Genomic DNA, 23,980 nt, shown 5'->3' on the forward strand with positions numbered 1-23,980 from the left:
GCGCTACGGAACTCGGGTGGTGCGATGCCCTCATGTTCAGGATGAACCGGGAGGGACGTCGTACTCCATGTCGGGGAGGTGTATGAACACAAGGCCGGTGGGACGCATCCACCGGTTGCTCCACCTCGTAGCGGCCTGCTGCGACCGGTTTCCTCAGTGTCGTGGGCGATCGTCACCATCAGTCAACTGGATACCCCCTACGGGTATTTGACGGACCATGAGTGGGTGGTTAACCTCTGATGAGAGATACCCCGCCGGGGTATACCTATGGGAGGGATTTGTCGATGAGCACAACGAACTGGCACCTCAAAGGCGAGTGGTTCGACGTATGCAGTTGCTCGATGCCCTGCCCTTGCACCTTCGCGCAGGCCCCGACGAACGGCTGCTGTCTGTTCACGCTCGTATGGCAGATCCACGAGGGCCACTTCGGTGACGTGCGCCTGGACGGTCTCGGCGTCGTGGCGCTCGGCGAGTTCGCCGGGAACATGTGGGTGGACGATCCCGACGCCACGATGACGGCGATGTTCTACATCGATGCGAAGGGGACTCCAGCACAGCGGGACGCCCTGGAGGAGATCTTCCGCGGCAACGTCGGTGGGTGGCCGGGCAAGTTCGGTTCGCTGATCAGCGAGGTCCGCAGCGTCCAGTACGCACCGATCCAGTTCGATGCCGCAGAGGATCTCGCGTACTGGCGCGCGACCGTGGCCGACAAGGTGAGTGTGGGTGCCACGGCGCTGACAGGTCCCACCTCGGACCCCGAGCGTCGGGTGCAGTTGATCAACGCGCCCGGAGCGGAGGTGGGACCCGGCCAGGTGGCGACCTGGGGCGTGGTGAATGCTGATCACGCCGAGGGCTTCGACTTCTCCAGCAACTACCGCGGCGGATCCAGCAAGCACTTCCCGTTCGATTGGCGCCCCGATGCCTAGCCATCCGCGCTGACCGCCGCACCTGCGGCGTGTTCTCGACCTCCGGCCACCCTGGACCGGGCCGGAGGTCGACCCACAGCCGGAAACCCTCCGCGGCGCGGACGGGAGCACCCGGCGGAGCACACGCCTTGTCGCGTATCGGGGCACTGCGTGGGTTGTGCGGATGCCATCCTGCTGCTCGGTCGCGTGCTTTACCATGCCGCGGCGAAGTCCGTAGACGAGAACCGCTGACCGCGAACCCGCGCCACCGGAGGAGCGGTGCCGTGCCGAGTACCGCCCGGTGCCCCAGTGACCCAGTGCCCCGGAGGATCAACCAGCAGACGGGTGCCGCCTACTCCGAGCCGGGGGCCAGTAGGAGGCGGATGCGCTGATACTCGGCCGCCATCTCCGGTGTGGCGAGGAAATCGTCGAGGGCGGCGGACACTTCATGGTCGATGTCCTCGAGGGAGCGGACGGCGAGTTCGTAGAGCTCGCTGCGCCGGTTCTGCTCCAGGTAGTTCTTCCAGTGCTCCAATGCGCTGACTGCGGTGAGGACTCCGGTGTCCAGACCGTCGTCGACCAGGATTCCGTCGTCGATCGTCGCGAGCAGTTCGTGCAGTTCCGCGGCGCCCATCGTCAGGACGTTCGCGCACCCGGTGGTGAGTGCCGTTCGCGCATCCTCGGTGAGTTCGTCCTCGCCGGCGGCGTGCAGCAGTTCCGGCCGCACCAAGCGGGTGACGGTCTGTTCCGCGAAGGCGCGGGCACTGTCCTCGGTGGCTTCGGTGACGAGCCGGAGAATGCTTGCCTCGACCTCGCTGTAGTTCACCACTGCAGCCTAGCGCCGGTCACACATCGGTCCACCTTCAGTGGCAAACGATCCAGGTTCGGTGTCAGAGGGCACGAGGTGAACCGGTGTGTACGGCGCATAGGGGGCGCTGTGGTGTCACCCGGACGGCATTCGTGCGCCCTACCGACGGTCACCGCCCGCGGTGATGATGAGCAGACCGCAAGTGATCCAGGCGACTCCGCACACCTGCCCCAGGTCAGGTGGACATGCGGTGGAAGGAGCCCAGGTTGTTGCTGCTCATCTCTCCGGACGGCGTCGAGGAGGCCCTCGACTGTGCGAAGGCCGCGGAACACCTCGACATCGTCGATGTCAAAAGGCCCGACGAGGGCTCGCTCGGTGCGAACTTCCCTTGGGTCATCAGAGAGATCCGCGATGCGGTCCCCGCTGACAAGCCGGTGTCCGCCACCGTCGGGGACGTGCCGTACAAACCCGGCACCGTGGCACAAGCGGCGCTCGGTGCGGCCGTCTCAGGAGCCACGTACATCAAGGTCGGCCTCTACGGTTGCACCACGCCCGACCAGGCCATCGACGTCATGCGAGGAGTCGTAAGGGCCGTGAAGGACTACCGGCCCGACGCGTTAGTCGTCGCCTCCGGCTATGCCGACGCCCACCGGATCGGCTGCGTCAACCCGCTCGCACTCCCCGACATCGCCCTCCGCTCCGGCTCCGACGCGGCCATGCTCGACACCGCGATCAAGGATGGGACACGACTGTTCGACCACGTTCCGCCGGAGGTCTGCGCGGAGTTCGTCCGACGGGCCCATGCATCCGGTCTGCTCGCCGCCCTCGCGGGCAGTGTGAAAGTAGGGGACCTCGGAGAGCTGACCCGCATCGGTACGGACATCGTGGGCGTGCGCGGAGCGGTCTGCGAAGGAGGCGATCGCACCACCGGACGGATCCAACCGCACTTGGTGGCCGCCTTCCGGGCGGAGATGGATCGGCACGCCCGGGAACACACGGCCGCCGCCACCCCTGCCAGCTGATCGCCGGCATGGCGATGCGTCAGCCCCTACACATGCCCCGAGCCCCCGGCGCACGCTTCGCCGTCATCGATCCGGCAACGGGCGAAGCCTTCGACGACGCTCCCGACCAGCAGCCGGACGAGTTGGATGCACTGGTCGGCCGGGCCCACGACGCCTGGCGCAGTTGGCGGACCGACCGCGTCGCCCGCGCCCGAGCCTTGCGCGCGGCGGCCGACGCCGTCGAGGAGGCACGGACGGACCTTGCAGCCCTCCTCACCCGTGAACAGGGCAAGCCCCTGGCCGAGTCCGCCGCGGAGATCACCCGCGCAGCAGCCCGCCTGCGCTACTTCGCCGAGCTCGATCCCGGCACCCAGCCCATCGCAGACGGACGGCCGGTGCGCAGCGAGATCCGTTGGCGATCGCTCGGGCCTGTCGCCGCGATCGTCCCCTGGAACTTTCCCGTCCAGCTCGCGTCGGCGAAGTTCGCGCCCGCACTCGCCGCGGGCAACACCATGCTGCTCAAACCCTCTCCCTTCACACCCCTCGCCACACGGTTGTTGGGGTCCGTCATCGCCGCCGCCCTCCCCGAGGGGGTGCTGACGATCGTCACCGGCCGCGAGCCCCTCGGCGCCCGACTGGCCTCCCATCCGGGGATCCGCCATGTGACCTTCACCGGCTCCGTCCCCACCGGGCGGGCCGTCGCGGAAGGAGCGGCGGCTTCGCTGGCCAGGGTCACCCTGGAACTCGGCGGCAATGATGCGGCCGTCCTCCTGGACGACGTCGATGTGGAGCAGATCGCCGACCGACTGTTCTGGACGGCCTTCCGCAACTGCGGCCAGGTCTGCATGGCGGTCAAACGGGTCTACGCCCCGGCCCGGCTCCACTCCGACGTCGTCGAAGCCCTCGCACAACATGCGAAGACCGTCGTGGTCGGAGCCGGCCTCGACCCTGGTACACAACTGGGACCGGTCAACAACGCCCCCCAACTCGCGAAGGTCGAGCGCTACACGACCCGGGCACTGGCGGAAGGAGCCCGAGCCGTGACCGGTGGCCATCGACTGGACCGACCGGGCTACTTCTACGCCCCCACTATCCTCGCGGACGTCCCACCCGAAAGCCGGGTGGTGACGGAGGAACAGTTCGGTCCGGTCCTGCCGGTCCTACCGTACGAGAGCATCGACGAGGCCGTCGACGCCGCCAACGACACCGGCTTCGGGCTGGGCGGATCGGTGTGGGGCACCGATCTCGACCGCGCCGAAGCCGTGGCCGACCGGCTGGAGTGCGGGACGGCATGGATCAACCACCACGCCGAACTCTCCCTCGCCCAACCCTTCGCCGGCACCAAGGAGAGCGGTGTCGGTGTCGCCGGAGGGCCGTGGGGGCTCTACGGAAACCTCAGACCGTTCGTCGTGCACCGCCCGGAGGAAGCGTGACGATCACGTTCGGCGCGGCCGTACTGCGCTCGCCCGAGAGCCGATTCGCGGTCGAGGAGGTCATCCTCGACGCGGGGCCGGCCGAGGGCGAGATCCTGGTCGAGATCGCGGGCTGTGGAATGTGCCGGACCGATCTCGCGGTGCGACGTTCGGCGGGCCGCTCACCACTACCGGCGGTACTCGGCCACGAGGGCGCAGGGATCGTGGTGGATACGGGCGGTCCGAACACCGGTCTGAGCCCTGGCGACCACGTCGTCCTGACCTTCGACTCCTGCGGACACTGCCGGAACTGCCGGGCAGCTGCCCCCGCCTACTGTGACGCCTTCGCTGCGCTCAACCTGTTCGGAGGGCGCACGGAGAACGCTGCGCGGTTCACCGACTCCGCGGGGGGCGAGTTGGCCCCCCGTTGGTTCGGCCAGTCCGCATTCGCGGAGTACGCGGTGGTGTCGGCCCGCAACGCCGTTCGGGTCGACGCGTCGCTGCCCGTGGAACTGCTCGGACCGCTCGGCTGCGGCTTCCTCACCGGAGCCGGCGCGGTCCTCAACTCCTTCGCGGTCGCCCCCGGTGACACCGTCGTGGTCTTCGGTACGGGTGCCGTTGGCCTGACCTCGGTGATGGCGGCGGTGGCGTCCGGAGCGGTGGCCGTGGCCGTGGACCGGCATCCCGAACGGCTGGCACTCGCCGAGCGGTTCGGTGCGATTCCGCTGCACGCCTCTACGGCCGACCTGCCCGGTCGCATCCGACAGCTGACGGACGGCGGAGCGCAGTACGCGCTGGACACCACGGCCTCTGCCCGGCTGATCAACGATGCGCTCCGGGCGCTGCGCCCGACCGGTCACCTCGGGCTGGTGGCGCGGCTGCACACTGCCCTCCCGCTGGAACCCGGGACACTGGACCGCGGCCGGAAGATCTCTCACATCTGTGAGGGGGATGCAGTTCCGGGACTACTGATTCCGCGGCTGATCGGCCTGTGGCGGGCCGGGCGGTTCCCCTTCCACGAGCTGATCCGTACGTACCCGCTCGCCGACATCAACGAGGCGGAACGCGACTGCAACGCGGGGCGCGTGGTCAAACCCGTTCTGATTCCGGAGAGGAGGAGGCGATGAGCGGGGTTAGCCCGCTGCCTGATCGATCATCGCTGTTCAGCACCGCTCGTGGACACAACTCGCTCATGGGAGGACATGTGGTCGGCACAACGCCCGCGAACAATGGCACGGAGGGCGTGGAGGGCGTGGAGGGAGGCGTGGGGGTGACCGCTCTCATGGTCGCCGCCGCGCGGGCCATCGAAACGCATCGCCATGACTTCCTGGCACGGGACGTCTATGCGGAGCACTTCGTGCGCGCCGCCCCCGCGTCGGCCGGCTGGCCGGTCCGCATACAACAGGTCCCGGACGGGGACGCCAACCCGTTGTGGGGACGGTTCGCGCGCTACTTCGGTCTCCGTACGAGGGTCCTCGACGACTTCCTTCTCCAGTCGATGCACACGGCCGGTGCCCACCAAGTGGTCCTGCTCGGAGCGGGGTTGGACACTCGGGCGTTCCGGCTCGACTGGCCTCGCGGCTGTGTGGTCTTCGAAATCGACAGGGCAGGCGTGCTGGATTTCAAGCACAAGGTGCTCGACGGACTCTCGGCCGACCCCAAGGCGGCGCGCGTTCCCGTTCCGATCGATCTGCGCGACGACTGGGCGGGCGCGCTGGTCGAATCCGGTTTTGACTCCGCCGCACCGAGCGTCTGGCTGGCCGAAGGGCTGCTGTTCTATCTGCCGGCCGCTGCCGAGACCAATCTCATCGACACGGTGGACCGGCTGAGCACCCAAGGGAGCGCGTTGGCATTCGAGGTCAAGCTCGAAAAGGACTTGATGGAGTACCGCAATAGCCCCATCTACACCTCGACGGCGGACCAGATCGGCATTGACCTCCTCCGTCTCTTCGACGGAGAGCCGCGGCCGGACTCCGCCGGTGATCTGCTGGACAAGGGCTGGTCCACATCGATGCACACGCCCTTCGACTTCAGCCGTCGTCATGGTCGTGGCCCACTGCCCGAGGACAACGACGCGCTGGAGGGCAATCGTTGGGTGTTCGCGAAAAAGCCCCGCAGCTGATGCTGTCGCCTCGTGCGGGCCGCAGATCGCGTGATGGCGGAGAACGCCGGCGGGGCGGCACACACCGACGCCGGGTCGGGGTACGCCGCCCTGGAGCGGGGCGAGTTCCTGGAAGGCAACCCGCTCCGCTCACTTCGGGTCGCGGTCGTACAGGGATTGGGACCAGAGGTAGCCGAGCACGGCCAGTCCCAGGCACCAGACCACGGCCAGCCACCCGTTGTGGCCGATCTCGCTCCCGAGCAGCAGGCCGCGCAAGGTCTCGATGGCAGGTGTGAAGGGTTGGTACTCGGCGATCGGCTGAAACCAGCCCGGCATGGCGTCGACCGGGACGAAAGCGCTCGAAATGAGGGGGAGGACCATGAGGGGCATGGCGTTGTTGCTGGCCGCTTCGGCGGTCGGGCTGGACAGGCCCATCCCGACCGCGATCCAGGTGAGGGCCAGTGAGACGAGAGTCAACAGCCCCACCGCCAGGATCCACTCCAGAGGGGTGGCACCGGTGGATCGGAAACCGATGGCCACGGCGACGGCCCCGACCAGCACCACGCTCATCATGCACTGGAGCACGCTTCCGACGACGTGCCCGATGAGCACCGAGCCGCGGTGGATCGCCATCGTACGGAAGCGGGCGATGATGCCTTCGTTCATGTCCATGGCGACGGACACCGCGCTGCCGATCGTGGTGCCGCCGATGGTCAGCATCAGGATTCCGGGGAAGAGGTAGGCGATGTAGTGGGATCGGTCGGCGCCGTTGCCTCCGATGCCGGCGCTCATCACATCGCCGAAGACGTAGACGAAGAGGAGCAGTAGGACGACCGGTGTGAGGAGGAGGTTCAGTGTGAGGGAGGGATAGCGGCGCACGTGGAGCAGGTTGCGTCGCAGCATGGTGGACGAGTCGCGCAGCGCGAGCGAGGGAAGGCTCATCGGACGTTCTCCTTGCGCTGGCCGGGCTGGTGAGTGTTGGTGGTGAGGGCGAAGAAGACGTCGTCGAGGTCGGGGGTGTGCACGGTAAGTTCGTCGGCTTCGATGCCGGCCGCGTCGAGTCGGTCGAGGATGGCCCGGAGCTTGCGTTGGGTGCCGTCGCTGGGGATGTGGAGCGCAAGGCCGTCGTCGTTGGGCGTGGCTTCGTTGAGTGCGATGGTGGCGGCGCGGTAGGTGGTGGGGTCGGCGAAGCGGAGGCGGATGTGTCCGCCGGGGACGAGGCGTTTGAGTTCGTCGGCGGTGCCTTCTGCGGCGATGGTGCCGTTGCTCAGGACGGCGATGCGGTCGGCGAGTTGGTCGGCTTCTTCGAGGTATTGGGTGGTGAGGAAGACGGTGACGCCGCCGGAGACCAGTGCACGGATGATGTTCCACATGTTGTGGCGGCTGCGGGGGTCGAGTCCGGTGGTGGGTTCGTCGAGGAAGATGATCCGGGGGTTGCCGACGAGGGTCATGGCGATGTCCAGGCGGCGCTTCATGCCGCCGGAGTAGGTGGAGGCCGGCTTCTTCGCGGCGTCGACCAGGTCGAAGCGCTCCAGGAGTTCGGCGGTGATCCGTCGGCCCTCGTGGCGGGGCAGGTGGTGCAGGTCGGCCATGAGGAGCATGTTCTCCTCACCGGTGATCAGTCCATCGACCGCGGAGAACTGTCCGGTGACACCGATCGCGGCTCGAACGCCCTGCGGGTCGGCGGCCAGATCGTGGCCCGCCACCTGGGCCTGTCCGCCGTCCGCGGTGATGAGCGTGGACAGGATCTTCACCGCCGTGGTCTTCCCAGCGCCGTTCGGGCCGAGCAGGGCGAACACCGACCCGACCGCGATGCGTAGATCGATGCCGTCGAGGACGACCTTGTCCCCGTACGACTTGCAGAGCCCGACGGTGGAGATGGCGGCCGGTGCTGTGAGACCGTCCACCCTTCTGGGCGTGGGCATGACAGAAGACGGCATAGGGTCCTCCCGTTTGAAGGCTGGATTGGTTGGGGGAGCGGGTGGGTGGGAGGCACGCAGGAACGCGCGCACTACCCGAACCGCCGTTGTCGGCGATGACGGCTCGGACCGGAGGTCAGCCCCTGGCGCGGCGGACGTCGATGTTGCCCCACCGGGTACGGGCGCGGATCTTGACGGTGTCCTCGACCTGCTCCGGAGTGTCGGACGCGGTGAGTGCGTTGTGTACCTGTCCGGCGTCCGAGTGGACGTCGAGCCAGGCGGCCGTGCCCTCGCGGATACCCACGTCGATGGCGCCGTAGTTGGTCTCCAACTGAACCGTCCCGGAGGCAACCTCGCCCACGCGAAGGGTGCCGTGGGCGGTCTTGGCGGTGACCGACGCCTCGGCGCGCCGGATCTCGATGTCACCGTTGGCGCCGCTCACCCGCAGGTCGCCGGTCGCGGCGCCGACGGTCGTGGTGCCGTGCGAGTTCTTCAGGACGGCGGGGCCGTCGACCAGGCCGACGCGCAGACTGCCGGAGCTGGTGGTGATCTCGGCCGTCCCCTCGACGCGGTCCACGGTGATCGTGCCGTGCGCCGCGGTCAGCTGTAGCGGGCCGGTCGTGTCCAGGCGGACATCGCCTGACGAGGTCTTCACCCGGACCTCGCCGAGTCGACCCTCGCCGAGCACCTGCACCCAGGCGCCGGTCAGGTCGAGGCGCGAACCCGCTGGCAGTTCGACCGTCACATTGACCATGCCGGTGCGGGTGAACAGACCAGCCTTGGGCGTCCGAACGGTCAAGGTGCCGTTCGTGTACGTGACCTCTGTCTGGTCGGCCGTCCGTACGTCCAGCTCCCTCTTGGGGTTGTGGGGCCGCACCTCGACAAGGGTGTCAAGGCGCTTGCCAGCCGTGAACTGGATGGAACCGGCCGCCACATGGGCCGTGGCCGAGATCGGCTCGGGAGTGTCAAAAGAAGGCATGGCTGTCCCGTCCTCTTGGGTCTTCGAGACGTCCCCGCTGGTGGGACGTGGTGGAGGTGAAGTGGTGCGCCCAGCTAGCTGTTAGCGCACCCAGCCCGTGTAGCTCTGTCCGATGACCTGAGTCCTCTCGGCCGTACGCGGTCGAGTGCCGCCGTCGACCGCGGCCGATACAGCCCGGACCAGCCAGGCGTTGACCGACAGGCCCTCCCGGCTCGCGGCCTCCTCGGCACGTGCCTTGAGGTGGGCGGGCAGGCGCAGATTGACGCGTGCCGTGCCGCCCTCGTCGCCATCGGCCGGGGTCGGGGCCTTGAGCGGTTCGAGGGGGGCAGTCGACTCGGCGGGAGCGCCGCCGGCGGGCGGCGGTGTCACCACGAAGTCGGGGTCGAGCCCCCGTAGTCGTACGTCGACCGATCCGGGGGCGAGCTCTCGGGTGACCTCGTCCATCGCGGCGGAGAGCACGTTGAGCATGATCAGCCGGGTCGCCGACTCCAGGGGAGCGGTGAGCCTCTCAGCCAACTCGCGGGCTTCGTCGCCGCCGGCTTCAGCGGCCACCGCGAGTTCACGGCGGAGGTTATCGACATACGGGGTCAGATCCATAGCGCCATCATGGCATCACTATGGCGCTATGCGCCACCCGCCCGGGGAAATCTTTTACACCAGAGCTGCGCATACGGCTCTGAGCTGGGAACATGCCAAAAAGGTGATTGGTTTCGGTGTGCTGCCACGCGTGGGAACCTGTCCTTGGTTGAGCCAGCTGGCTCCGAGTGGCGCTAGATGGTCGCAGTGTGGCGCCAGTCCGTGCCACTCGATGTCCTGTGGTGCCATAGTGATGCCGTCAGGCCCTGTTCCGCCCGCGGGCCGGCGCCCCGTCGCGCTCCGGTGCCGTGACGGGGCCGGGCAGCGGTCACCCATAGGTCCGGGGCGGGATCCAGCGACCCGGGTGACTCCAGGACTCCGCTGATGAAGGCCGCCGGGTGAGCCCGTCTCTCTCTTCCCCCGTCATTCCTTGCTGGCCGCGGAGATGCCGGAAGATTTCACGGCGATGCCCACGTGTGAACCCCGGCCTGGTGCGCCCGTCCCGGGGTCGCGACTCAGCCGATCGCGCCCAGTCGGGTGGAGATCTCCTGAGCGGCGGCGATCACCAGGGGCGCCAGTTTCGGTAGGTCTTCTGCGGGCAGTCGCTCCGCGGGCGCCGAGACGCTGATGGCGGTCATGCACGCCCCCGAGTGATCGAAGACCGGGGCCGCAACGCACCGGATGCCCTCCTCGTGCTCGATGTCGTCGACCGCGTAACCCTGTTGTCTGATCTCACTGAGTGCGGCCCTCAGCTGCTCGGGCGTTGTGATCGTCCGCGGTGTGTGCATCGGCATCCCGTTGGCGATCACCAGCTCGATCGTCTCCTGTGATGCGTGGGCCAACATCGCCTTGCCGACGCTGGTGCAGTAGGCGGGTGCGCTGTTTCCGATGCGGGAGAACATGCGGACCGGGTGGGGGGTGTCCACCTTGTGGATGTAGACGATGTTCGGGTAGTCGGCGACGACGAGGTGAACGGTCTCACGGGTCTGCGAGGCGAGCTTCTGCAGGACGTCGTGCATACCGCGTGGTAGATCCAATCCGGCGAGATACGCCCGGCCCAACTGGGCCATGCGCCAGCCGAGGCGATAGCGGCCCGAGGGGAGGTGTTCGACGAGGCGGGCTTCCAGGAGCGGCTGGAGCAGACGGAGTGACGTGCTCTTGTTCAGGTCGAGTTCCCGGCACAGTTCGGCGAGGGAGTACCCGCTTCCGTCGGTGGATTCTCCCAGCTGGAGGAGGATGGAGACGGCTCGCCGCAGCGAGGCCGAGTTGTTGCGACGTCCCGGGGCGGGGTTCGGGTCCGGGCTCATCCTGGGTGGTCCTTTCCTCCGGGGTGCCCCGGTGCGTGTGTCGGTGCGCCGCCCTCGATGGGCGGGCTCCGCTCCTGTCGTTGGTACGGACCTGCCGGGGGGCGTGTTCCGGGCGGGACTCGGCCCTCCGATTCGTACGTGGGCCTGGTCCGTCCTGACGTCTCGCTCCCCTTCTCGCGCTCCTGGCTCCTTCTCGCACCGGGTCTTCCCGGCGGCGTGAGGCATTCGTTCCCGTGGGTTGAACCGGTGTTGTGCGTGTCCTGCTGGCTGTCGGACCGCGTGCTCGTGGGCATCCAACGTCCTGGTGGGCGATGGGTTCGAGGTGCCGTGGGGCGCGTCGAGCGCGAGCGCGGGTCGTTGTCGACGGGTGGAATCACCCTGGGGGCGTTGTCATTTGAGGCTGGTATACCGCAGTCGCGCCCGGGAGGGGAAGGCGGCGGAACCCCTCGTTCCTCCCTGGAATCCGGGGGGCGGAGGGTGTGGTCGATGTGCCCCTTTCGTGTTCGAACCGAGCCTTGACAGCACTATGAAGCGTCGGTCAGCATTCTGCAATGCATTCCGCTGGATTGCATTGCAGACCTCGTGTCTTGCGATCCGTCAAAGGCTGTGCGGCCGGACCGGAAAGACGCAGACCCTTTCAGAAGAGGTTCAGATGAAGAAGCAACACGGCTATGCCTTCCGCTCGGCAGCGGCCCTCGCGGCCTGTGCGACTGCTGCGGTCGCGGCGGGATGCTCCCCGCCGCCCAGCGGAGGTTCGTCCTCCAAGGGCATCACCGTGGCCGAGACTGCGGCACCCTCGACGCTCGATCCGCAGGGCTCGGCTCTCTACGCCGACCGGTTCGCCTGGCAACTGTCCTACCAGTGCCTGATGACCACCACCCCCGACGGGAAGGTCGAGCCGGAGCTGGCCACCGGCTACAAGCGGTCCCCCGACGGACTCACCTACACCTTCGACCTCAGAAAGAACGTCAAGTTCCAGAACGGCGAGACGCTGACCAGCGCGGATGTCGCCTACACCTTCGACCGGTTGAAGCGCAGTCCGGACGGAATCGCCAAGGAACTGTTCCCCACCTTCGACAAGGCCGTCGCCTCGGGCGACTCCACCGTCGTGTTCCACCTCACGCGCCCCGACGCCGGGTTCGTCAGCAACATGGCGAACCCGCTGGTGTGGGGCTGCGCCGTGATGAACAAGAAGGCCGCCACCTCGGACAACATGGCGACCCGCATGGTCGGCACGGGGCCGTGGAAGCAGGAGTCGTACCGTCCCAACAGCGAGTTGAAGCTCAAGCGCTTCGACGACTACTGGGGCGAGAAGACGAAGTCCGGACAGCTCAAGGTGGTCTACGTCCCCGGCGCCTCGACACAGGTCAACAACCTCCAGGCCGGAGCGGTCGATCTGATCTTCACCGCCGCGTCGAGCGGGAAGTCGCTCTCCGGCTCCGACAAGTTGGAGGTCAAGAACGTTCCGACGGACTCCACGATCTTCCTCCAGGTCAACAACCTCAGCAAGCCCCTCGACAACATCAAGGTGCGCCAAGCACTCGCCCTGGCGCTCGACCGTGAGGGCCTCGCCGAGCAGGCGTACAGCGGCGGTGGTGCCCGCCCCAGCGTCTACATCCCCGACAGCAACGCCTGGGCGCCCAAGCCCGCCGAGGTGCCGAACTCGACGCCCGACCTCGAAAAGGCCAAGCAACTCCTCAAGGAGGCCGGTTTCCCCAACGGCTTCTCCACCTCCCTGATGTACATAGCCGCCTACGACCCCGGTACCAACGACCTGATGGCAGCCGTCCAGGCACAGCTGGCCAAGGTCGGCATCAAGATCAAGCTCGAACCGCTGGAGGGCGGTTCGTGGGGTGACCGGCTCGTCAAGGCCAAGTACGCCCTCAGCTGGAACGCTCAGTCGTACTACTCGAACCCGTACCAGTACGTGGCCCCGGCCGAAGGGCGCCAGGGTCCGGTGCCGCCCGAGCTGAAGAAGCTCCTCGACGACGCCCTGCGCGCCGCCGACCCGACCGCCTACGAGAAGGCACTCGTCGCTGTCCAGCAGTGGGAGGCCGAGAACGTCTACCCCACCCTCACACTGCTCGCGACGAACCTGCTGGTCGCCCACCAGAAGGGATTGACCGGAGTCGATCTGCCGGCGAGCCAGAGCCGGGCGTTCCTGACCCGGGTGAGCCGTGGCTAGGACCCCGGTGGCGGGTCGTGCCCCCAGTGGCGCGACCCGCGCGGCGGACGGACAGGACCCGCTGCTCGTGATCGAGGGACTCACCGTGCGCTACGGACGGTCCCAACCGCCCGCGGTGCACGACGTCTCCTTCAGCCTCCACCCCGGCGACCGCGTCGGGCTGGTGGGTGAGTCGGGTTCCGGGAAGTCGACGTTGGCGGCGGCCGTCCTGCGGTTGCTGCCGGCTTCGGCCTCGGTCACGGGTCGGGTCGATCTCGACGGCAACGATCTGACGGCCCTGGGACCCTCCGAGCTGCGGGCCCTGCGCAGCACCCGGATGTCGCGCGTTCCCCAGGACCCGTTGGGAAACCTCAACCCGGTCTTCACCATCGGGCGACAGATGTCCGATGTGATCGCCGCACACCGCTCGCTCGGCCGCAAGGAACGCACGGCGATCGTCGAGGAGGCCCTGCACCGGGTCGGCATCGGTGATGCGGCCGTCAAGCGGCGCAACTATCCGCACGAGTTGTCGGGCGGTATGAGGCAGCGCGTCATGATCGCCATGGCACTGCTCAACCACCCCGACCTCCTGATCGCCGATGAACCCACCACGGCTCTGGACGTCACCGTTCAGGCGCAGGTCATCGAACTGCTGCGGGAGCGGGTCGCCGAGGCCGACATGACCCTCCTGCTGATCTCGCACGACATCGGTGTGGTCGCCGAACTGTGCACCACCGTGATGGTGATGTACGGCGGCGAGATCGTCGAGAGGGGTGCGGCGTCCGAAGTCCTGACCCGCCCCACCCACCCCTACACCCGGTCCCTGATTGCCGCGGCCCGTGGCACGGCATTCGGTGACGGTGACGGTGACGGCCCGAGTGAGATGGTGACATGACCGGGAAGCAAACACGGCTCGAGACATCCGCGGACCGCCAGGACGTGGTGCTCGACGTCCGTGAGGCGTTCAAGCACTTCCGGATGCGGCGCACCAGCCTGCGGGGTGAACGCGCCCAAGTGCACGCGGTCGACGGCATCAGCGTGCGACTTCGGGCCGGACGCACGCTCGGTCTGGTCGGCGAGTCGGGATGCGGAAAGTCCACGCTCGGACGGCTGATCACCGGACTCGACACCCCCACGGCGGGTGAGGTCCTGGTCGGCACCGAACTGCGCACGGTCACGGCCGGTGCGAACGGCAAGGTCCAAGCGGTGTTTCAGGACCCCGCGAGTGCCCTGGATCCGCGGATGAGCGTACGGGCCAGCGTTGCCGAAGCCCTCGGCGGCGTCGAGAAGGCCGAACGGGAGCAGCGTGTCGACGATGCGTTCGCCACGGTCGGCCTACCGCTCGAACTCGGCTCCCGCTACCCCCACCAGCTGTCCGGTGGCCAACAGCAGCGCGTCTGTATCGCCCGTGCGCTGATCGCCCGCCCCGACCTCGTCCTGCTCGACGAAGCGGTGAGTTCGCTGGACGCCTCCCTTCAGGCCCAGGTGTTGGACCTGCTGGAGCGGTTGCAGCGCGAAACCGGCACCGCGTACGTGTTCATCTCGCACGACCTGCGGGCGGTGCGGCAGGTCAGCCACTCGATGGCGGTCATGTACCTCGGGCAGATCGTGGAGGAGGCACCGGCCGAGGCGTTCGACCGAGGGTTGCTCCATCCGTACGCCGTCGCCCTCCGATCCACCGAACCTGGCATCTTCCAGGGCGAGGAGGGCATCCAACGCGTCGTGTTGCGAGGAGAGCCGCCGAGTGCGGTCAATCCTCCGTCGGGCTGTCGCTTCGCACCGCGCTGCCCGATCGCCGACGAGGGATGCGTCCGGGTCGCCCCTGAACTGACGGAGATGTCCACCGGCCACCGGGTGCGCTGTCACAAGCCCGGTGGGCTCACACTGACCCCGGCCGCCCACATCGGCGCCGCCACCACGGGCGCGGCAGAACTCGGAGGAGTGTTGTGATCCTCTACCTGGCCAAGAAGCTCACCGGTGCCGCAGGTGTCCTGTTGGCGCTCTCGGCGCTGGTGTTCTTCGCGGGCCGCGGCCTCGTACCGGGCAGTGCCGCATCGGTGATCGCCGGTGCCAAGGCATCTCCCGAGACCATCGCCGCCATCGAACGCGAACTCGGACTGGACCAGCCCCTCTACCGCCAGTACCTGGACTGGCTCTGGAACACCCTCCAGGGCGACTTCGGAGTGTCACCCATCTCCGGTCAGAACAACCTCGACGTCATCGCCCAGCAGGCGCCCATCTCCTTCGAACTGGCGATCATCGGGCTGGTCATAGCGGTCGCCATCGGGCTTCCCGTCGGCGTCATCGCCGCGACCCACTCGGGCAAGGGCATCGACTGGGGCATCCGCATCCCCCTGCTCGTCGTGTTCGCCTTTCCCGGCTTCGTCTCGGGCTCCGCAGCCCTCTATCTGGCGGCGCAGTACCTCACGAACCTGTATTCGGCGAGCTACATCCCGTTCTCCGAGAGCGCCGTCGGCAATCTCCAGACCATGCTGCTGCCGGCACTGGCGGTCGGCATCCCCACCGCCCCGCTCGTGGCCCAGATGACCCGCTCGTCCATGATCGAGGTCCTCGCCCAGCCGCACATCACCACGGCACGCACCAATGGCATCGCGGAGTGGCGCATCCGCTACCTCTACGCCCTGCGGGCCGCACTGCCCCCGGTGCTCACCCTGATCGGATTCATCTTCGGATTCCTCGTCGGCGGACTGTTCATCGTCGAGGAGATCTTCAGCCTGCCGGGCCTGGGCCGCGGAGTGCTCGACTCGATCTCGAACCGGGACTTCTCCCAACTCACCGCGCAGGCCCTCGTCATCGCCGGCACCTTCATCCTCGGCAACCTGCTCGTCGACATCGCCCTGCCGTTCGTCGACCGACGCATCATCCACACCTAGGAAACGGGAGTCAGCGTGACCAAGCACCTCTCGCCGGATCTCCGGCCGACCCCGTCCACCACACCGCCGCCCGCCCGAAAGCGCAGCTCCCGCTGGCCGCTGCGCGGCATCGTCGCCAACATCGCCGTCTTCCTCATCCTCGGCTACATCTTCCTGGCCGCCTTCGGCTCGTTCCTCGTGCCGTACGGACCGAACGACGTCAGCGCCGGCCCACGACTGTCCTCACCGTCGTCGGACCACTGGCTGGGGACGGACGCGCTGGGACGCGACCAGTTCTCGCGGATCATCGCCGCCGCCCGCCCCGCTCTCCTGTCCGCGGCCTACGCAGTGCTGTTCGCCCTGTTGATCGGGACCGCGATCGGGATAGCGGCCGGCTTCCTGGGCCGCCTCTGGGACGGCGTCCTGTCCCGACTCGTCGATCTGCTGTTCGCGATCCCCGAGTACCTCCTCGCCATCCTCGTGATCGCGGTGATGGGAAGCGGCCTGATCAACGCATCGTTGGCCATCGGCATCGTGACCATCCCGCGGTTCGCACGCATCGCACGCGGCGCCACGATCGAGATCGCACAACGGGCCTTCGTCGACGCCGCCCGGTTGTGCGGTCGCGGCAGGTTGTGGATCGTGTTCCGTCACATCCTGCCCAACATCGCATCCCCGCTCGTCATCATGACCGCCATCAACCTCTCCACCGCAGAAGGGGCGTACGCCGCACTGAGCTTCCTCGGGTTCGGCGTCCGCCCACCCGATGCCGACTACGGCAGCATGATCTCGTCGTCCCAGCAGTACCTGCTCACCGATCCATGGGTCGTGGCGTTCCCGTCGATCGCGTTCGTGGTCCTCGTCCTCGCGTTCAACCTCCTCGGTGACGTCCTGCGCGACCGGCTCGACCCCCACACCCGTACCGCGGCCGGCGCCTGACAACCATCCCGTACCCAGCACCCCGCAGGAGAGAGATCACCGTGTCCGACTTCACCACCCTGCTCGACGGCCAGGTCCCCGAAATCCTCTCCCGGCACGGAGTTCCGGGCGCCGCAGTGGGCGTTCTGGCCGACGGTGAGACCACTTTGCTCGGCTACGGCGGCACCAACACGGCACACCACCTTCCCGTGGATCCCGATACGATCTTCCAGGTCGGCTCGATCTCCAAGACCCTGTTGGGATGCGTCATCGGGCGCCTCGCCGACCGCGGTCACGTGGACCTGGACGACCCCGTCGCACCGCTGTTCCCCGGTGCCGGCGTCGACGAGCGGATCACACTGCGACACCTGATCACGCACACCTCGGGCATCGATGCACAGCACATGATCGCGGACGCTCCCACCCTGCTCGCCGACCACGCGGACGACTCGGTCCAGGCGTCACTGGCCCACTTCGTCCGTCGACCACTGCTGTTCCCACCCGGTACGGACTACTCGTACAGCGGCCCCGGAATCATGGTGGCCGCCGCCGTGGTCGAGCGGGTCACAGGACGGCACTACACGGACGTCCTCCAGGACGAGGTCCTCGACCCGGCCGGAATGTCGGGCACGTTCACCACGGCCGACCAGGTGGTGACCCGGCGCGTGGCCGCACCGCACGGCCACGACGAGGAAGGCAGGCCCGTCCTGCTCGTCGACCAGGGGTGGCAGCGACACTGGCAACTCCCAGGGTGGGACGTACCCGGCGGCGGCGTCCTCAGCACGGCGCGGGACCTGATGCACTACGCGGCCCATGTGATGTCGCCCGCCGCCCCCAGCGGCCTGTTCCGTGTCCATGCCCACCGCGGGAGCGCGGGTCGTGACATCGGCCTCGCCTGGATGCTGGAGGACCGCGCGGGCGACCCGACGATGTCCCACGACGGTCTCACCATCGGCTATGCGTCCCGGCTGGTCCTCGTCCCTTCTCGCAAGCTCGCCTACACCATCCTGACGAACTCGCTCCACGGATGGGGCGTGGCCGAGGACGTCGAGCGACTGATTCTCACCGCGGCGTGCGGGCAACCGCCGGCCCGCGCACTGCTTCCGGTCGGCGACGAACTGGCGGACGCCCTGCTGGGGACGTACGACTGCGGCTTCTACGGCACGATCACCCTCATACGGGGGCAGTACGAAGGGGAGATGCGGGTCATCGCGAACCAGGCACCGTCGGGACCGAACCAGTACGTCATCGCCCTTGAATCCCCCGACCGGCTGGTGTTGGGCCCGCCGGACACACTGGTCGCGCTCGGTGCCGACGGCAGACCGCTCGGCGACGCGGCCTCCTTCGTCCGGGAACCCGACGGCACCGTGTCCGCCCTGCGCCATCACGACCGGATCGCGCACCGGATCGGCTGACCGGTACGAGGCTCAGCCGGCCGCTCCGAGCCGTTGGGAGATCTCGGCGGCGGCAGCGGACACCAGCGACCCGAGGCCGGACACCCGCTCCGATGTGAGTCGTGTGGCGGGCCCGGACACACTGATTGCGCAGACCGGCGTCCCCGCGTGGTCAAACACCGGTGCCGCGACGCAACGGACGTCGGGCTCGTTCTCGGTGTCGTCCACCGCATAGCCACGCGAGCGGATCACGGCCAGGTCGGCGTGCAGCGCCTCGGGAGTGGTGAGGGTCTGCGGGGTGCGCGGGGGCGTGCCGTGGGCGAGGGCCGCGTTCACCGCCTCGATCCCGGTGTGGGCCAGCAGCGCCTTTCCCACCCCCGTGCAGTAGGCCGGCCGACGGCTTCCGATGGGGGAGTGCATCCGTACCGGCTGCGGGCTCTCGACCTTGTCCACATAGACCACGTCCGGCAGATCGGGCATCACCAGGTAGGACGTCTCGCCCGTCTCCGAGGCCAATCGCTCCAACACGTCATGGGCCGTGTCCCGCAGATCCAGACCGTCCAGATAGACGTGGCCCAACTGCGCGGTGCGCGATCCGAGCCGGTAGCGGCCGGTGCGCGCGTCCTGCTCGATCAGCCGCACCTCGCACAGGGGCGCCAGGAGACGCAACACCGTGCTCTTGTTCATGCTCAGGCCCGACGTCAGCTCCGCGAGCGTGGCACCCCGCGAGCGGCCGTGCTCGCCGAGGTGGAGCAGAATGGTCAGCGCCCGCCGCAGCGAAGCGGAGTTGTTGCGGGCGGTGGCAGGCTTTCCGTCAACTTCGGTCACCGGGCTGCCCTCGACCCCTTCCGGACCTGTGGAGTGTCACATGATCCGGGCCGCACCCTTACCGGCACCCGCCCGCCCGAGCCGACGGATCGACGAAGCCCGGCGCTGATCGCGCCCTGACCGCCCGGCTCCGACCGCAGCGCCGAACGGCCGTCCGGTCGCGTTGCCGTGGGGACGTACGCCCCGACAACCGCGGGACCGACCCGGAACAGGGACGCCGCCACCGCGCCTCCACGCGGCACCACGTCGAACAAGGCCGATCCCTCCCTGCATTGCTTCACTTCGGTCATGCTTCCACTCGTCACGGAGCCTCTACCCTGCCAGGAATCAGCGTCCGATTGCAACGTCGGGCTTTGCCGAGCGACGTCCAACATCTATGCATTTATGCAGGTCAGGGCCATTGACGGGCAGGGTAGCTGGGAAACCACCCCGGTGACGGCGATGGCGACCGCGCCAGGAAGGCGCGGTCGCCATGACCGTGGTGGGCCGGGCGCGATCCGATCAGCGACGGCGGCTCCCCCGGGCGAGCCGCCCGGGCGGCGGTCCGGGCTTCTCCCCGCTCAGGACGGCCTTGGCGACGGCGTGCGCCGACGCCAGACCGACCGGGAAGAGCACGGCAGCCGCCGCACTGGCCCGCCCCAGGTCATGCGGGACGTCCGAGCGCAGGAGCTCCCGCCAGGCCCATAGCGAGAACGGCAGCACGACCACCGGTGCGGTGGCCACCCCCGGCGTGTAGCCCCGCAGGGCGAGGCTCTGCCCGAGGTGAATGAGACCGTGCCAGCCGTACCCGGCCAACGCCGCCTGGTAGAGCCGCGAACGCCCCCCGGTGCGGTGGCCTTCGGCCGCCGCGGCGGCCATGATCAACCCCATCAGGCCGATCGCGGTGCGGACCCGGCCCGGCGTCATGTCGTCGCGCAGCCGGTCCCAGGTCTCCTGACGCACCCGGGGGAACCGCTCCTGGAGCCGGGGCAGGTTCTGCCGCAGCCACCGCGCCATGACGGCCGCCTCCTCCGCCTCGTGGAGCGTCCAGGCCGCGAAGAGACCCCAGGTCGCCGCCGTGCGCACGGCCATCAGCCGGTCCCCTCCTCCACCCGGTCCCCGACCTCCTGGCCGGGCAGCCGTACGGAGAGGGAGTGGCGGAACACGTCCAGGGGGTCCCAGCGCGCCTTCGCCGCCTGCAACCGCGGATAGTTGTCCTTGAAGTACAGGCTGTGCCACGGCACGCCGGAGGTGTTCCACTCCGGGTTGGCGACATCGGCGTCGGCGTAGTTGATGTGACAGCCGTCACCCGTACCGCCGGGCGCCGGGACCCCGCCGGTGGCGGCGAACACGTCCCGATAGAACTCGCGCACCCAGGTCAGATGCTTGTCGGCCTCCTCGGGGGAGTCCCACTCGGTCGCGAAGATCAGCCGCATGATGGAGTCGCGCTGCGGCATCGCGGTCGCCGACGGATCGACGGTGTTCACCGCACCCCCGTACGAGGCCAGCATGATCCCGGCCGTCATGTTGGCGTAGTCGGGAGTGGTCAGACTCCGGTACACCGCACCTATCTGATCATCCGTCAGCCGCGCGCGCAGGTAAGCCGACTTGAACTTCGCGTGCTTGGTGTGGTCCGCCCGGTCCGAGACCCCGGGCCAAGTGGTCGTGTGCAGCCAGGGGAGTTCCCGCCGCTCCAGGACGACCGGCTCGGCGCTCGTCCCTTCCCGCACCGCCGCCAGATAGGAGCTCAGCAGACCCTCCGCGTCCGGCAGGGACGCGTCGATCTGCAGACTCATGATGACCACTCCACCCCTCTCCCGGGGCGTGGCACCGATCACGCTGTACATGCCGGCGTACGGTGAGTCGGGGCCGCTGTTCCGCTCGTGCCACTCACCGTGGTTGCGCAGCAGCCGGGAGAAGCTCTCCTCGTCCAACATGGCCCACGGCCACAGCAACTGGGCCACCAGCAGCCGCGCGGGCGGCGTCGGCAGCAGTTCGGCCGGATCGTCACCGTCGGCGTCCGGGCTGCGGAACCAGTAGCGGGTCACCACACCGAAGTTGCCGCCACCCGCCCCGGTGTGCGCCCACCAGAGGTCGTGCGCGGGATCCTGCGGGTCCCGGGTGGCCACCACCGCGCGGGCGGTGCCCGATGCGTCCACCACCACCGTCTCCACGGCGTGCAGATGGTCGACGACCGAGCCGAACAGCCGCGACAGCGGCCCCCAACCCCCACCGCTGATGTGTCCACCGACACCGACGGACGGACAGGTGCCCCCGGGCAGGGCCACGCCCCACCGCTTGAAGAGGGTCCGGTTGACCGCGCCGAGCTGGACGCCCGCCTCGACCGCCACGGCCCGCATCTCGGGGTCCCAGTAGATGTTCGTCAGCAGCGACATGTCGATGACGACCTGGACCGAGGCGTTCGCCACGAAGTCCTCGAAGCAGTGGCCGCCGCTGCGCACGGCGATCCGCTTCTCCTGGTCCACCGCGTTCTGCACGGCAGCCACGACCTGTTCCGTGGTGTCCGGGAGCCGCACGGCCTCCGGTCGGCCCACGAACCGTGCGTTCCAGCCCTGCACCAGATCGCGGTAGCGCAGATCGTCCGGCAGTACGGTCACCGGGGTCCCGCCCGTGGCGTTCCCGGCGGCGGGGGCGTTCACCGAACCTCGGTACGGGCCGCGACGGCCGACCCGCCGGTGACCGTGCAGTCGACCGGGTGGTCCGAGGTCACCACGACGTGGTCGCCCGGCGTGAAGGTGTAGGTACCCGCGCGAGACGGGTTGAAGGTCGCCGTGCCCGACTCCAGCAGGACCTGCCCGCCGAGCGGGATGTCCTGCGGATTGGTCAGCCCGGTCACCGTGAGCACCGTGCTCTCGCCCCCGCCTTCGACGGTCAGCTTGAGCTCGGCGGTGACCTCCCGGGCCGCCAGATCCCGGGGGGTGGCTGCCTTGCTCTGCAGGGTGACCCGCAGCTCGGCCTTCTCCCCGGCCGCGAGCGTGTCGGGGGCGGTCACCGTGATGTAGTTGACGCTGTGCTGCGGCTCCTCGCCGGGGATCGCGCAGGCGACCTCCAGCCCCACGGAACCGTTGTCTGCGCCATGAGTCTCGGGCACGGCAGTCTCCATTCGTTCGGTCAGTAGTTGAACTTGATTTCCGGGTACTGCGGCGAGGGACCGTTGAGGAGGTCGCTCTGCTTGTTGCGCAGGGCCAGGTCGAAGAAGCTCCGGACGTAGACGCGCTGCGTGTTCATGGACAACACGGGGTCCACCCGGCCGATGAAGAGCTCGATCATCGCCGGTGCGATCGGCACCGTGGTGTTGATCTGGGGAAGGAAGAAGGAGAAGTCCGTGTAGCTGTCCAGCGCGGTCTCGTTGAGCGTCAGATCCCGCTTCCAGCCGTGGTGCACGGACCAGAAGTCGGTCCACGACTGGTCCGACCCCGAGGTGTGGTCGTGGTTGGTGGGGGTGCCCTGGGTGCCCGCGCCCATCAGCAGCATCGGCCGCTCACCCAGGCCGTGCTGTGCGGCCTTGCCCGGCAGATAGGGGTTGCCCCCCTTGCCGTCGCCGTAGGCCATGACACCGTCGAGGTTGATCCCCGCGTGGATCCGGGAGTCGGCGTACATGGTCTCGGCCGTGGTGTAGCCCCCCTGCACATGACCGAACATGCCGACCTTGGTGGTGTTGATCGCACCCGCCAGACCGGTGGGCAGTGCGGTGTTGCCGAGTGTGGCGTTCGACGTGCCGGACACGGCGGCGAGCTGGTTGAGGACGAACCTGGTGTCCGCGACCCGGGAGTCGATCGACTTCTTCTGGGTCACGGGCCCCCGGTCGTGGTTGAGCCCGGTCTCGACGCGCCCGTTGGGGAACTCCACCGCCGCCGACTCATAGGTGTGGTCGATGGAGACCACGATGTATCCACGGCTGGCCAGATCCTCGATGAGGACCGTGTTCAGTTCGCGGGTGGTTCCCTGCGCGGTCGAGAACAGCACCACCTTGGGGCTGGTGGCGGTGGTGTCCAGCGGTGCGGCCACCCGGGAGTGCGACCGGGCACCGGCCCAGTCCACCGAGCCGGTGGGGATCGCCAGATAGCCCGGAAGCGCCATCAGGAACTCGAAGACGGGAACGACACCCGGTGAAAGCCACGGCGACAGCGGGTACTGGGTCGCCTTCACCGCCGGATAGTGGACGCTGACCATCAGCTCCCGCTGCCGCTCCGGCTTCCACGGGTCCTGCCGCGAGGTGTCCACCAGATGGGACTTGATCACCCCCACCCCGTGCTTGCCGGTGGGCTGAGGAACGGTCAGTGCGACGGGCGGGTTGGTCCCGGTCCCCGGCACCGAGGCCCGCGCGGGAGCCCCGTCGACGAAGAGCAGGAGCATCGACGCCAGCAGAGCCAACAGGATGCGCAGAGATCTCGCCGGGAGCACCCGACCGTTCAGCGGAATGCGATGTTCTGAAGTCACTTCTTCCCCCATGTCATGCCCGGTATTGCTCGCCCACTGTGCAGGTCAGACGGCCGGAATCAGAGCCTTCGCCGGGGATGTAGGGGCCCCTAACGTCCGACCCCCGTCCGCGGCCGAAAACAAGGGCCCCGGCTTTCGGCAACAGGTGAACCGGAGAGCGTGGGCTGCGCTCTGCCGGCTTCGACGCGAGCGGGGGCGGTTGCGCCACCGTGCGGATGCGCGGCGCCGCACGTCCCGGTCCGCACGGTTTCCCACCCGGTCCGGGACAGTTCTCCCGGACCGGGTGGCCAAGTGGTGCTCCGTACGGAAAGGGCGGCCGAGGACACCAACTCCCTTACACGGGCCACCCTTCGCC

Annotated in this window: 22 protein-coding genes; 11 read left to right on the top strand and 11 right to left on the bottom strand. The window is 68.4% G+C overall.

Going from position 1 to position 23,980, the window contains the following annotated elements:
• The first annotated feature begins 284 nt into the window (after positions 1-284).
• A complete protein-coding gene (locus ABZ348_RS19465; protein ID WP_358934599.1) occupies positions 285-926 on the top strand; it encodes a DUF1326 domain-containing protein in 642 nt (213 codons plus the stop codon).
• Positions 927-1,257: 331 nt separating this feature from the next.
• Here ABZ348_RS19465 and ABZ348_RS19470 read toward each other — a convergent pair whose 3' ends face one another.
• Positions 1,258-1,731: a hypothetical protein gene (locus ABZ348_RS19470; RefSeq protein WP_358934601.1), complete on the bottom strand. Its 474-nt coding sequence runs from the start codon at positions 1,729-1,731 to the stop codon at positions 1,258-1,260.
• A 248-nt stretch (positions 1,732-1,979) separates the two neighbouring features.
• Between ABZ348_RS19470 and ABZ348_RS19475 the strand changes: the two genes are divergently transcribed.
• The 4 genes from ABZ348_RS19475 (at position 1,980) to ABZ348_RS19490 (ending at position 6,248) form a co-directional block, all read left to right on the top strand.
• Positions 1,980-2,735: a (5-formylfuran-3-yl)methyl phosphate synthase gene (locus ABZ348_RS19475; protein ID WP_358934603.1), complete on the top strand. Its 756-nt coding sequence runs from the start codon at positions 1,980-1,982 to the stop codon at positions 2,733-2,735.
• 32 nt (positions 2,736-2,767) lie between these two features.
• Entirely contained in the window at positions 2,768-4,147 is a 1,380-nt protein-coding gene (locus tag ABZ348_RS19480; RefSeq protein WP_358934605.1) for an aldehyde dehydrogenase family protein, read from the top strand.
• Between the two features lie 2 nt (positions 4,148-4,149).
• The gene (locus tag ABZ348_RS19485) at positions 4,150-5,253 is read left to right on the top strand and encodes an NAD(P)-dependent alcohol dehydrogenase (protein WP_358934647.1); all 1,104 of its coding nucleotides are present in this window, start codon (positions 4,150-4,152) and stop codon (positions 5,251-5,253) included.
• 65 nt (positions 5,254-5,318) lie between these two features.
• Positions 5,319-6,248 carry a class I SAM-dependent methyltransferase gene (locus tag ABZ348_RS19490; protein WP_358934649.1) on the top strand — a complete coding sequence of 310 codons (930 nt, stop codon included), beginning with the start codon at positions 5,319-5,321 and terminating at the stop codon, positions 6,246-6,248.
• 129 nt (positions 6,249-6,377) lie between these two features.
• On the opposite strand, the gene ABZ348_RS19495 is transcribed toward ABZ348_RS19490, so the two are convergent.
• The 5 genes from ABZ348_RS19495 to ABZ348_RS19515 form a co-directional block, all read right to left on the bottom strand.
• Positions 6,378-7,169 carry an ABC transporter permease gene (locus ABZ348_RS19495; RefSeq protein ID WP_358934607.1) on the bottom strand — a complete coding sequence of 264 codons (792 nt, stop codon included), beginning with the start codon at positions 7,167-7,169 and terminating at the stop codon, positions 6,378-6,380.
• The gene (locus ABZ348_RS19500) at positions 7,166-8,167 is read right to left on the bottom strand and encodes an ATP-binding cassette domain-containing protein (RefSeq protein WP_358934609.1); all 1,002 of its coding nucleotides are present in this window, start codon (positions 8,165-8,167) and stop codon (positions 7,166-7,168) included. Before ABZ348_RS19500 ends, ABZ348_RS19495 begins: the two co-directional genes overlap by 4 nt.
• 115 nt (positions 8,168-8,282) lie before the next feature.
• Positions 8,283-9,125, bottom strand: coding sequence for a DUF4097 family beta strand repeat-containing protein (locus ABZ348_RS19505; protein WP_358934611.1), 843 nt, complete (start codon positions 9,123-9,125; stop codon positions 8,283-8,285).
• 81 nt (positions 9,126-9,206) lie between these two features.
• Positions 9,207-9,722: a hypothetical protein gene (locus ABZ348_RS19510; RefSeq protein ID WP_358934613.1), complete on the bottom strand. Its 516-nt coding sequence runs from the start codon at positions 9,720-9,722 to the stop codon at positions 9,207-9,209.
• A gap of 494 nt (positions 9,723-10,216) precedes the next feature.
• Positions 10,217-11,008, bottom strand: coding sequence for an IclR family transcriptional regulator (locus tag ABZ348_RS19515; RefSeq protein WP_358934615.1), 792 nt, complete (start codon positions 11,006-11,008; stop codon positions 10,217-10,219).
• Positions 11,009-11,660: 652 nt separating this feature from the next.
• Here ABZ348_RS19515 and ABZ348_RS19520 point away from each other — a divergent pair.
• From ABZ348_RS19520 to ABZ348_RS19545, 6 genes are read left to right on the top strand one after another with little or no spacing between them, the layout of a single operon-like run.
• On the top strand, positions 11,661-13,193 hold the full coding sequence (locus ABZ348_RS19520; protein ID WP_358934617.1) for an ABC transporter substrate-binding protein: 1,533 nt from the start codon (positions 11,661-11,663) through the stop codon (positions 13,191-13,193).
• Positions 13,194-13,200: 7 nt separating this feature from the next.
• On the top strand, positions 13,201-14,067 hold the full coding sequence (locus ABZ348_RS19525) for an ABC transporter ATP-binding protein (protein ID WP_358934619.1): 867 nt from the start codon (positions 13,201-13,203) through the stop codon (positions 14,065-14,067).
• Complete coding sequence (locus ABZ348_RS19530; protein WP_358934621.1) at positions 14,064-15,122, top strand: ABC transporter ATP-binding protein; 1,059 nt, start codon at positions 14,064-14,066, stop codon at positions 15,120-15,122. The genes ABZ348_RS19525 and ABZ348_RS19530 overlap by 4 nt, the downstream gene beginning before the upstream one ends.
• Positions 15,119-16,066 (top strand): ABC transporter permease, encoded by a 948-nt coding sequence (locus ABZ348_RS19535; protein WP_358934623.1) that lies wholly within the window; start codon positions 15,119-15,121, stop codon positions 16,064-16,066. Before ABZ348_RS19530 ends, ABZ348_RS19535 begins: the two co-directional genes overlap by 4 nt.
• A gap of 15 nt (positions 16,067-16,081) precedes the next feature.
• Positions 16,082-16,984: an ABC transporter permease gene (locus ABZ348_RS19540; protein WP_358934625.1), complete on the top strand. Its 903-nt coding sequence runs from the start codon at positions 16,082-16,084 to the stop codon at positions 16,982-16,984.
• Between the two features lie 41 nt (positions 16,985-17,025).
• Positions 17,026-18,378, top strand: coding sequence for a serine hydrolase domain-containing protein (locus tag ABZ348_RS19545; RefSeq protein WP_358934627.1), 1,353 nt, complete (start codon positions 17,026-17,028; stop codon positions 18,376-18,378).
• A 12-nt stretch (positions 18,379-18,390) separates the two neighbouring features.
• On the opposite strand, the gene ABZ348_RS19550 is transcribed toward ABZ348_RS19545, so the two are convergent.
• The 5 genes from ABZ348_RS19550 to ABZ348_RS19570 form a co-directional block, all read right to left on the bottom strand.
• Positions 18,391-19,185, bottom strand: coding sequence for an IclR family transcriptional regulator (locus tag ABZ348_RS19550; RefSeq protein ID WP_358934629.1), 795 nt, complete (start codon positions 19,183-19,185; stop codon positions 18,391-18,393).
• A gap of 501 nt (positions 19,186-19,686) precedes the next feature.
• Entirely contained in the window at positions 19,687-20,256 is a 570-nt protein-coding gene (locus ABZ348_RS19555; RefSeq protein ID WP_358934631.1) for an HXXEE domain-containing protein, read from the bottom strand.
• Positions 20,256-21,824 (bottom strand): FAD-binding oxidoreductase, encoded by a 1,569-nt coding sequence (locus ABZ348_RS19560; RefSeq protein WP_358934633.1) that lies wholly within the window; start codon positions 21,822-21,824, stop codon positions 20,256-20,258. Before ABZ348_RS19560 ends, ABZ348_RS19555 begins: the two co-directional genes overlap by 1 nt.
• Positions 21,821-22,276, bottom strand: coding sequence for a hypothetical protein (locus ABZ348_RS19565; protein WP_358934635.1), 456 nt, complete (start codon positions 22,274-22,276; stop codon positions 21,821-21,823). Before ABZ348_RS19565 ends, ABZ348_RS19560 begins: the two co-directional genes overlap by 4 nt.
• 20 nt (positions 22,277-22,296) lie before the next feature.
• Positions 22,297-23,625 (bottom strand): lipase, encoded by a 1,329-nt coding sequence (locus ABZ348_RS19570; RefSeq protein ID WP_358934636.1) that lies wholly within the window; start codon positions 23,623-23,625, stop codon positions 22,297-22,299.
• Positions 23,626-23,980 lie beyond the last annotated feature (355 nt).

Origin of the sequence: Streptomyces sp. NPDC005963, assembly GCF_040638655.1 — a bacterium.
Classification (GTDB): Bacteria; Actinomycetota; Actinomycetes; order Streptomycetales; family Streptomycetaceae; genus Streptomyces.

What these genes read in the sequence shown, in the direction of transcription:
- ABZ348_RS19530 (WP_358934621.1), top strand. Translation starts at nt 14,064, where the DNA reads ATGACCGGGAAGCAAACACGGCTCGAGACATCCGCGGACCGCCAGGAC.
- ABZ348_RS19480 (WP_358934605.1), top strand. Translation starts at nt 2,768, where the DNA reads ATGCCCCGAGCCCCCGGCGCACGCTTCGCCGTCATCGATCCGGCAACG.
- ABZ348_RS19500 (WP_358934609.1), bottom strand. Translation starts at nt 8,167, where the DNA reads ATGCCGTCTTCTGTCATGCCCACGCCCAGAAGGGTGGACGGTCTCACA.
- ABZ348_RS19505 (WP_358934611.1), bottom strand. Translation starts at nt 9,125, where the DNA reads ATGCCTTCTTTTGACACTCCCGAGCCGATCTCGGCCACGGCCCATGTG.
- ABZ348_RS19515 (WP_358934615.1), bottom strand. Translation starts at nt 11,008, where the DNA reads ATGAGCCCGGACCCGAACCCCGCCCCGGGACGTCGCAACAACTCGGCC.
- ABZ348_RS19495 (WP_358934607.1), bottom strand. Translation starts at nt 7,169, where the DNA reads ATGAGCCTTCCCTCGCTCGCGCTGCGCGACTCGTCCACCATGCTGCGA.
- ABZ348_RS19510 (WP_358934613.1), bottom strand. Translation starts at nt 9,722, where the DNA reads ATGGATCTGACCCCGTATGTCGATAACCTCCGCCGTGAACTCGCGGTG.
- ABZ348_RS19465 (WP_358934599.1), top strand. Translation starts at nt 285, where the DNA reads ATGAGCACAACGAACTGGCACCTCAAAGGCGAGTGGTTCGACGTATGC.
- ABZ348_RS19520 (WP_358934617.1), top strand. Translation starts at nt 11,661, where the DNA reads ATGAAGAAGCAACACGGCTATGCCTTCCGCTCGGCAGCGGCCCTCGCG.
- ABZ348_RS19555 (WP_358934631.1), bottom strand. Translation starts at nt 20,256, where the DNA reads ATGGCCGTGCGCACGGCGGCGACCTGGGGTCTCTTCGCGGCCTGGACG.
- ABZ348_RS19490 (WP_358934649.1), top strand. Translation starts at nt 5,319, where the DNA reads ATGGGAGGACATGTGGTCGGCACAACGCCCGCGAACAATGGCACGGAG.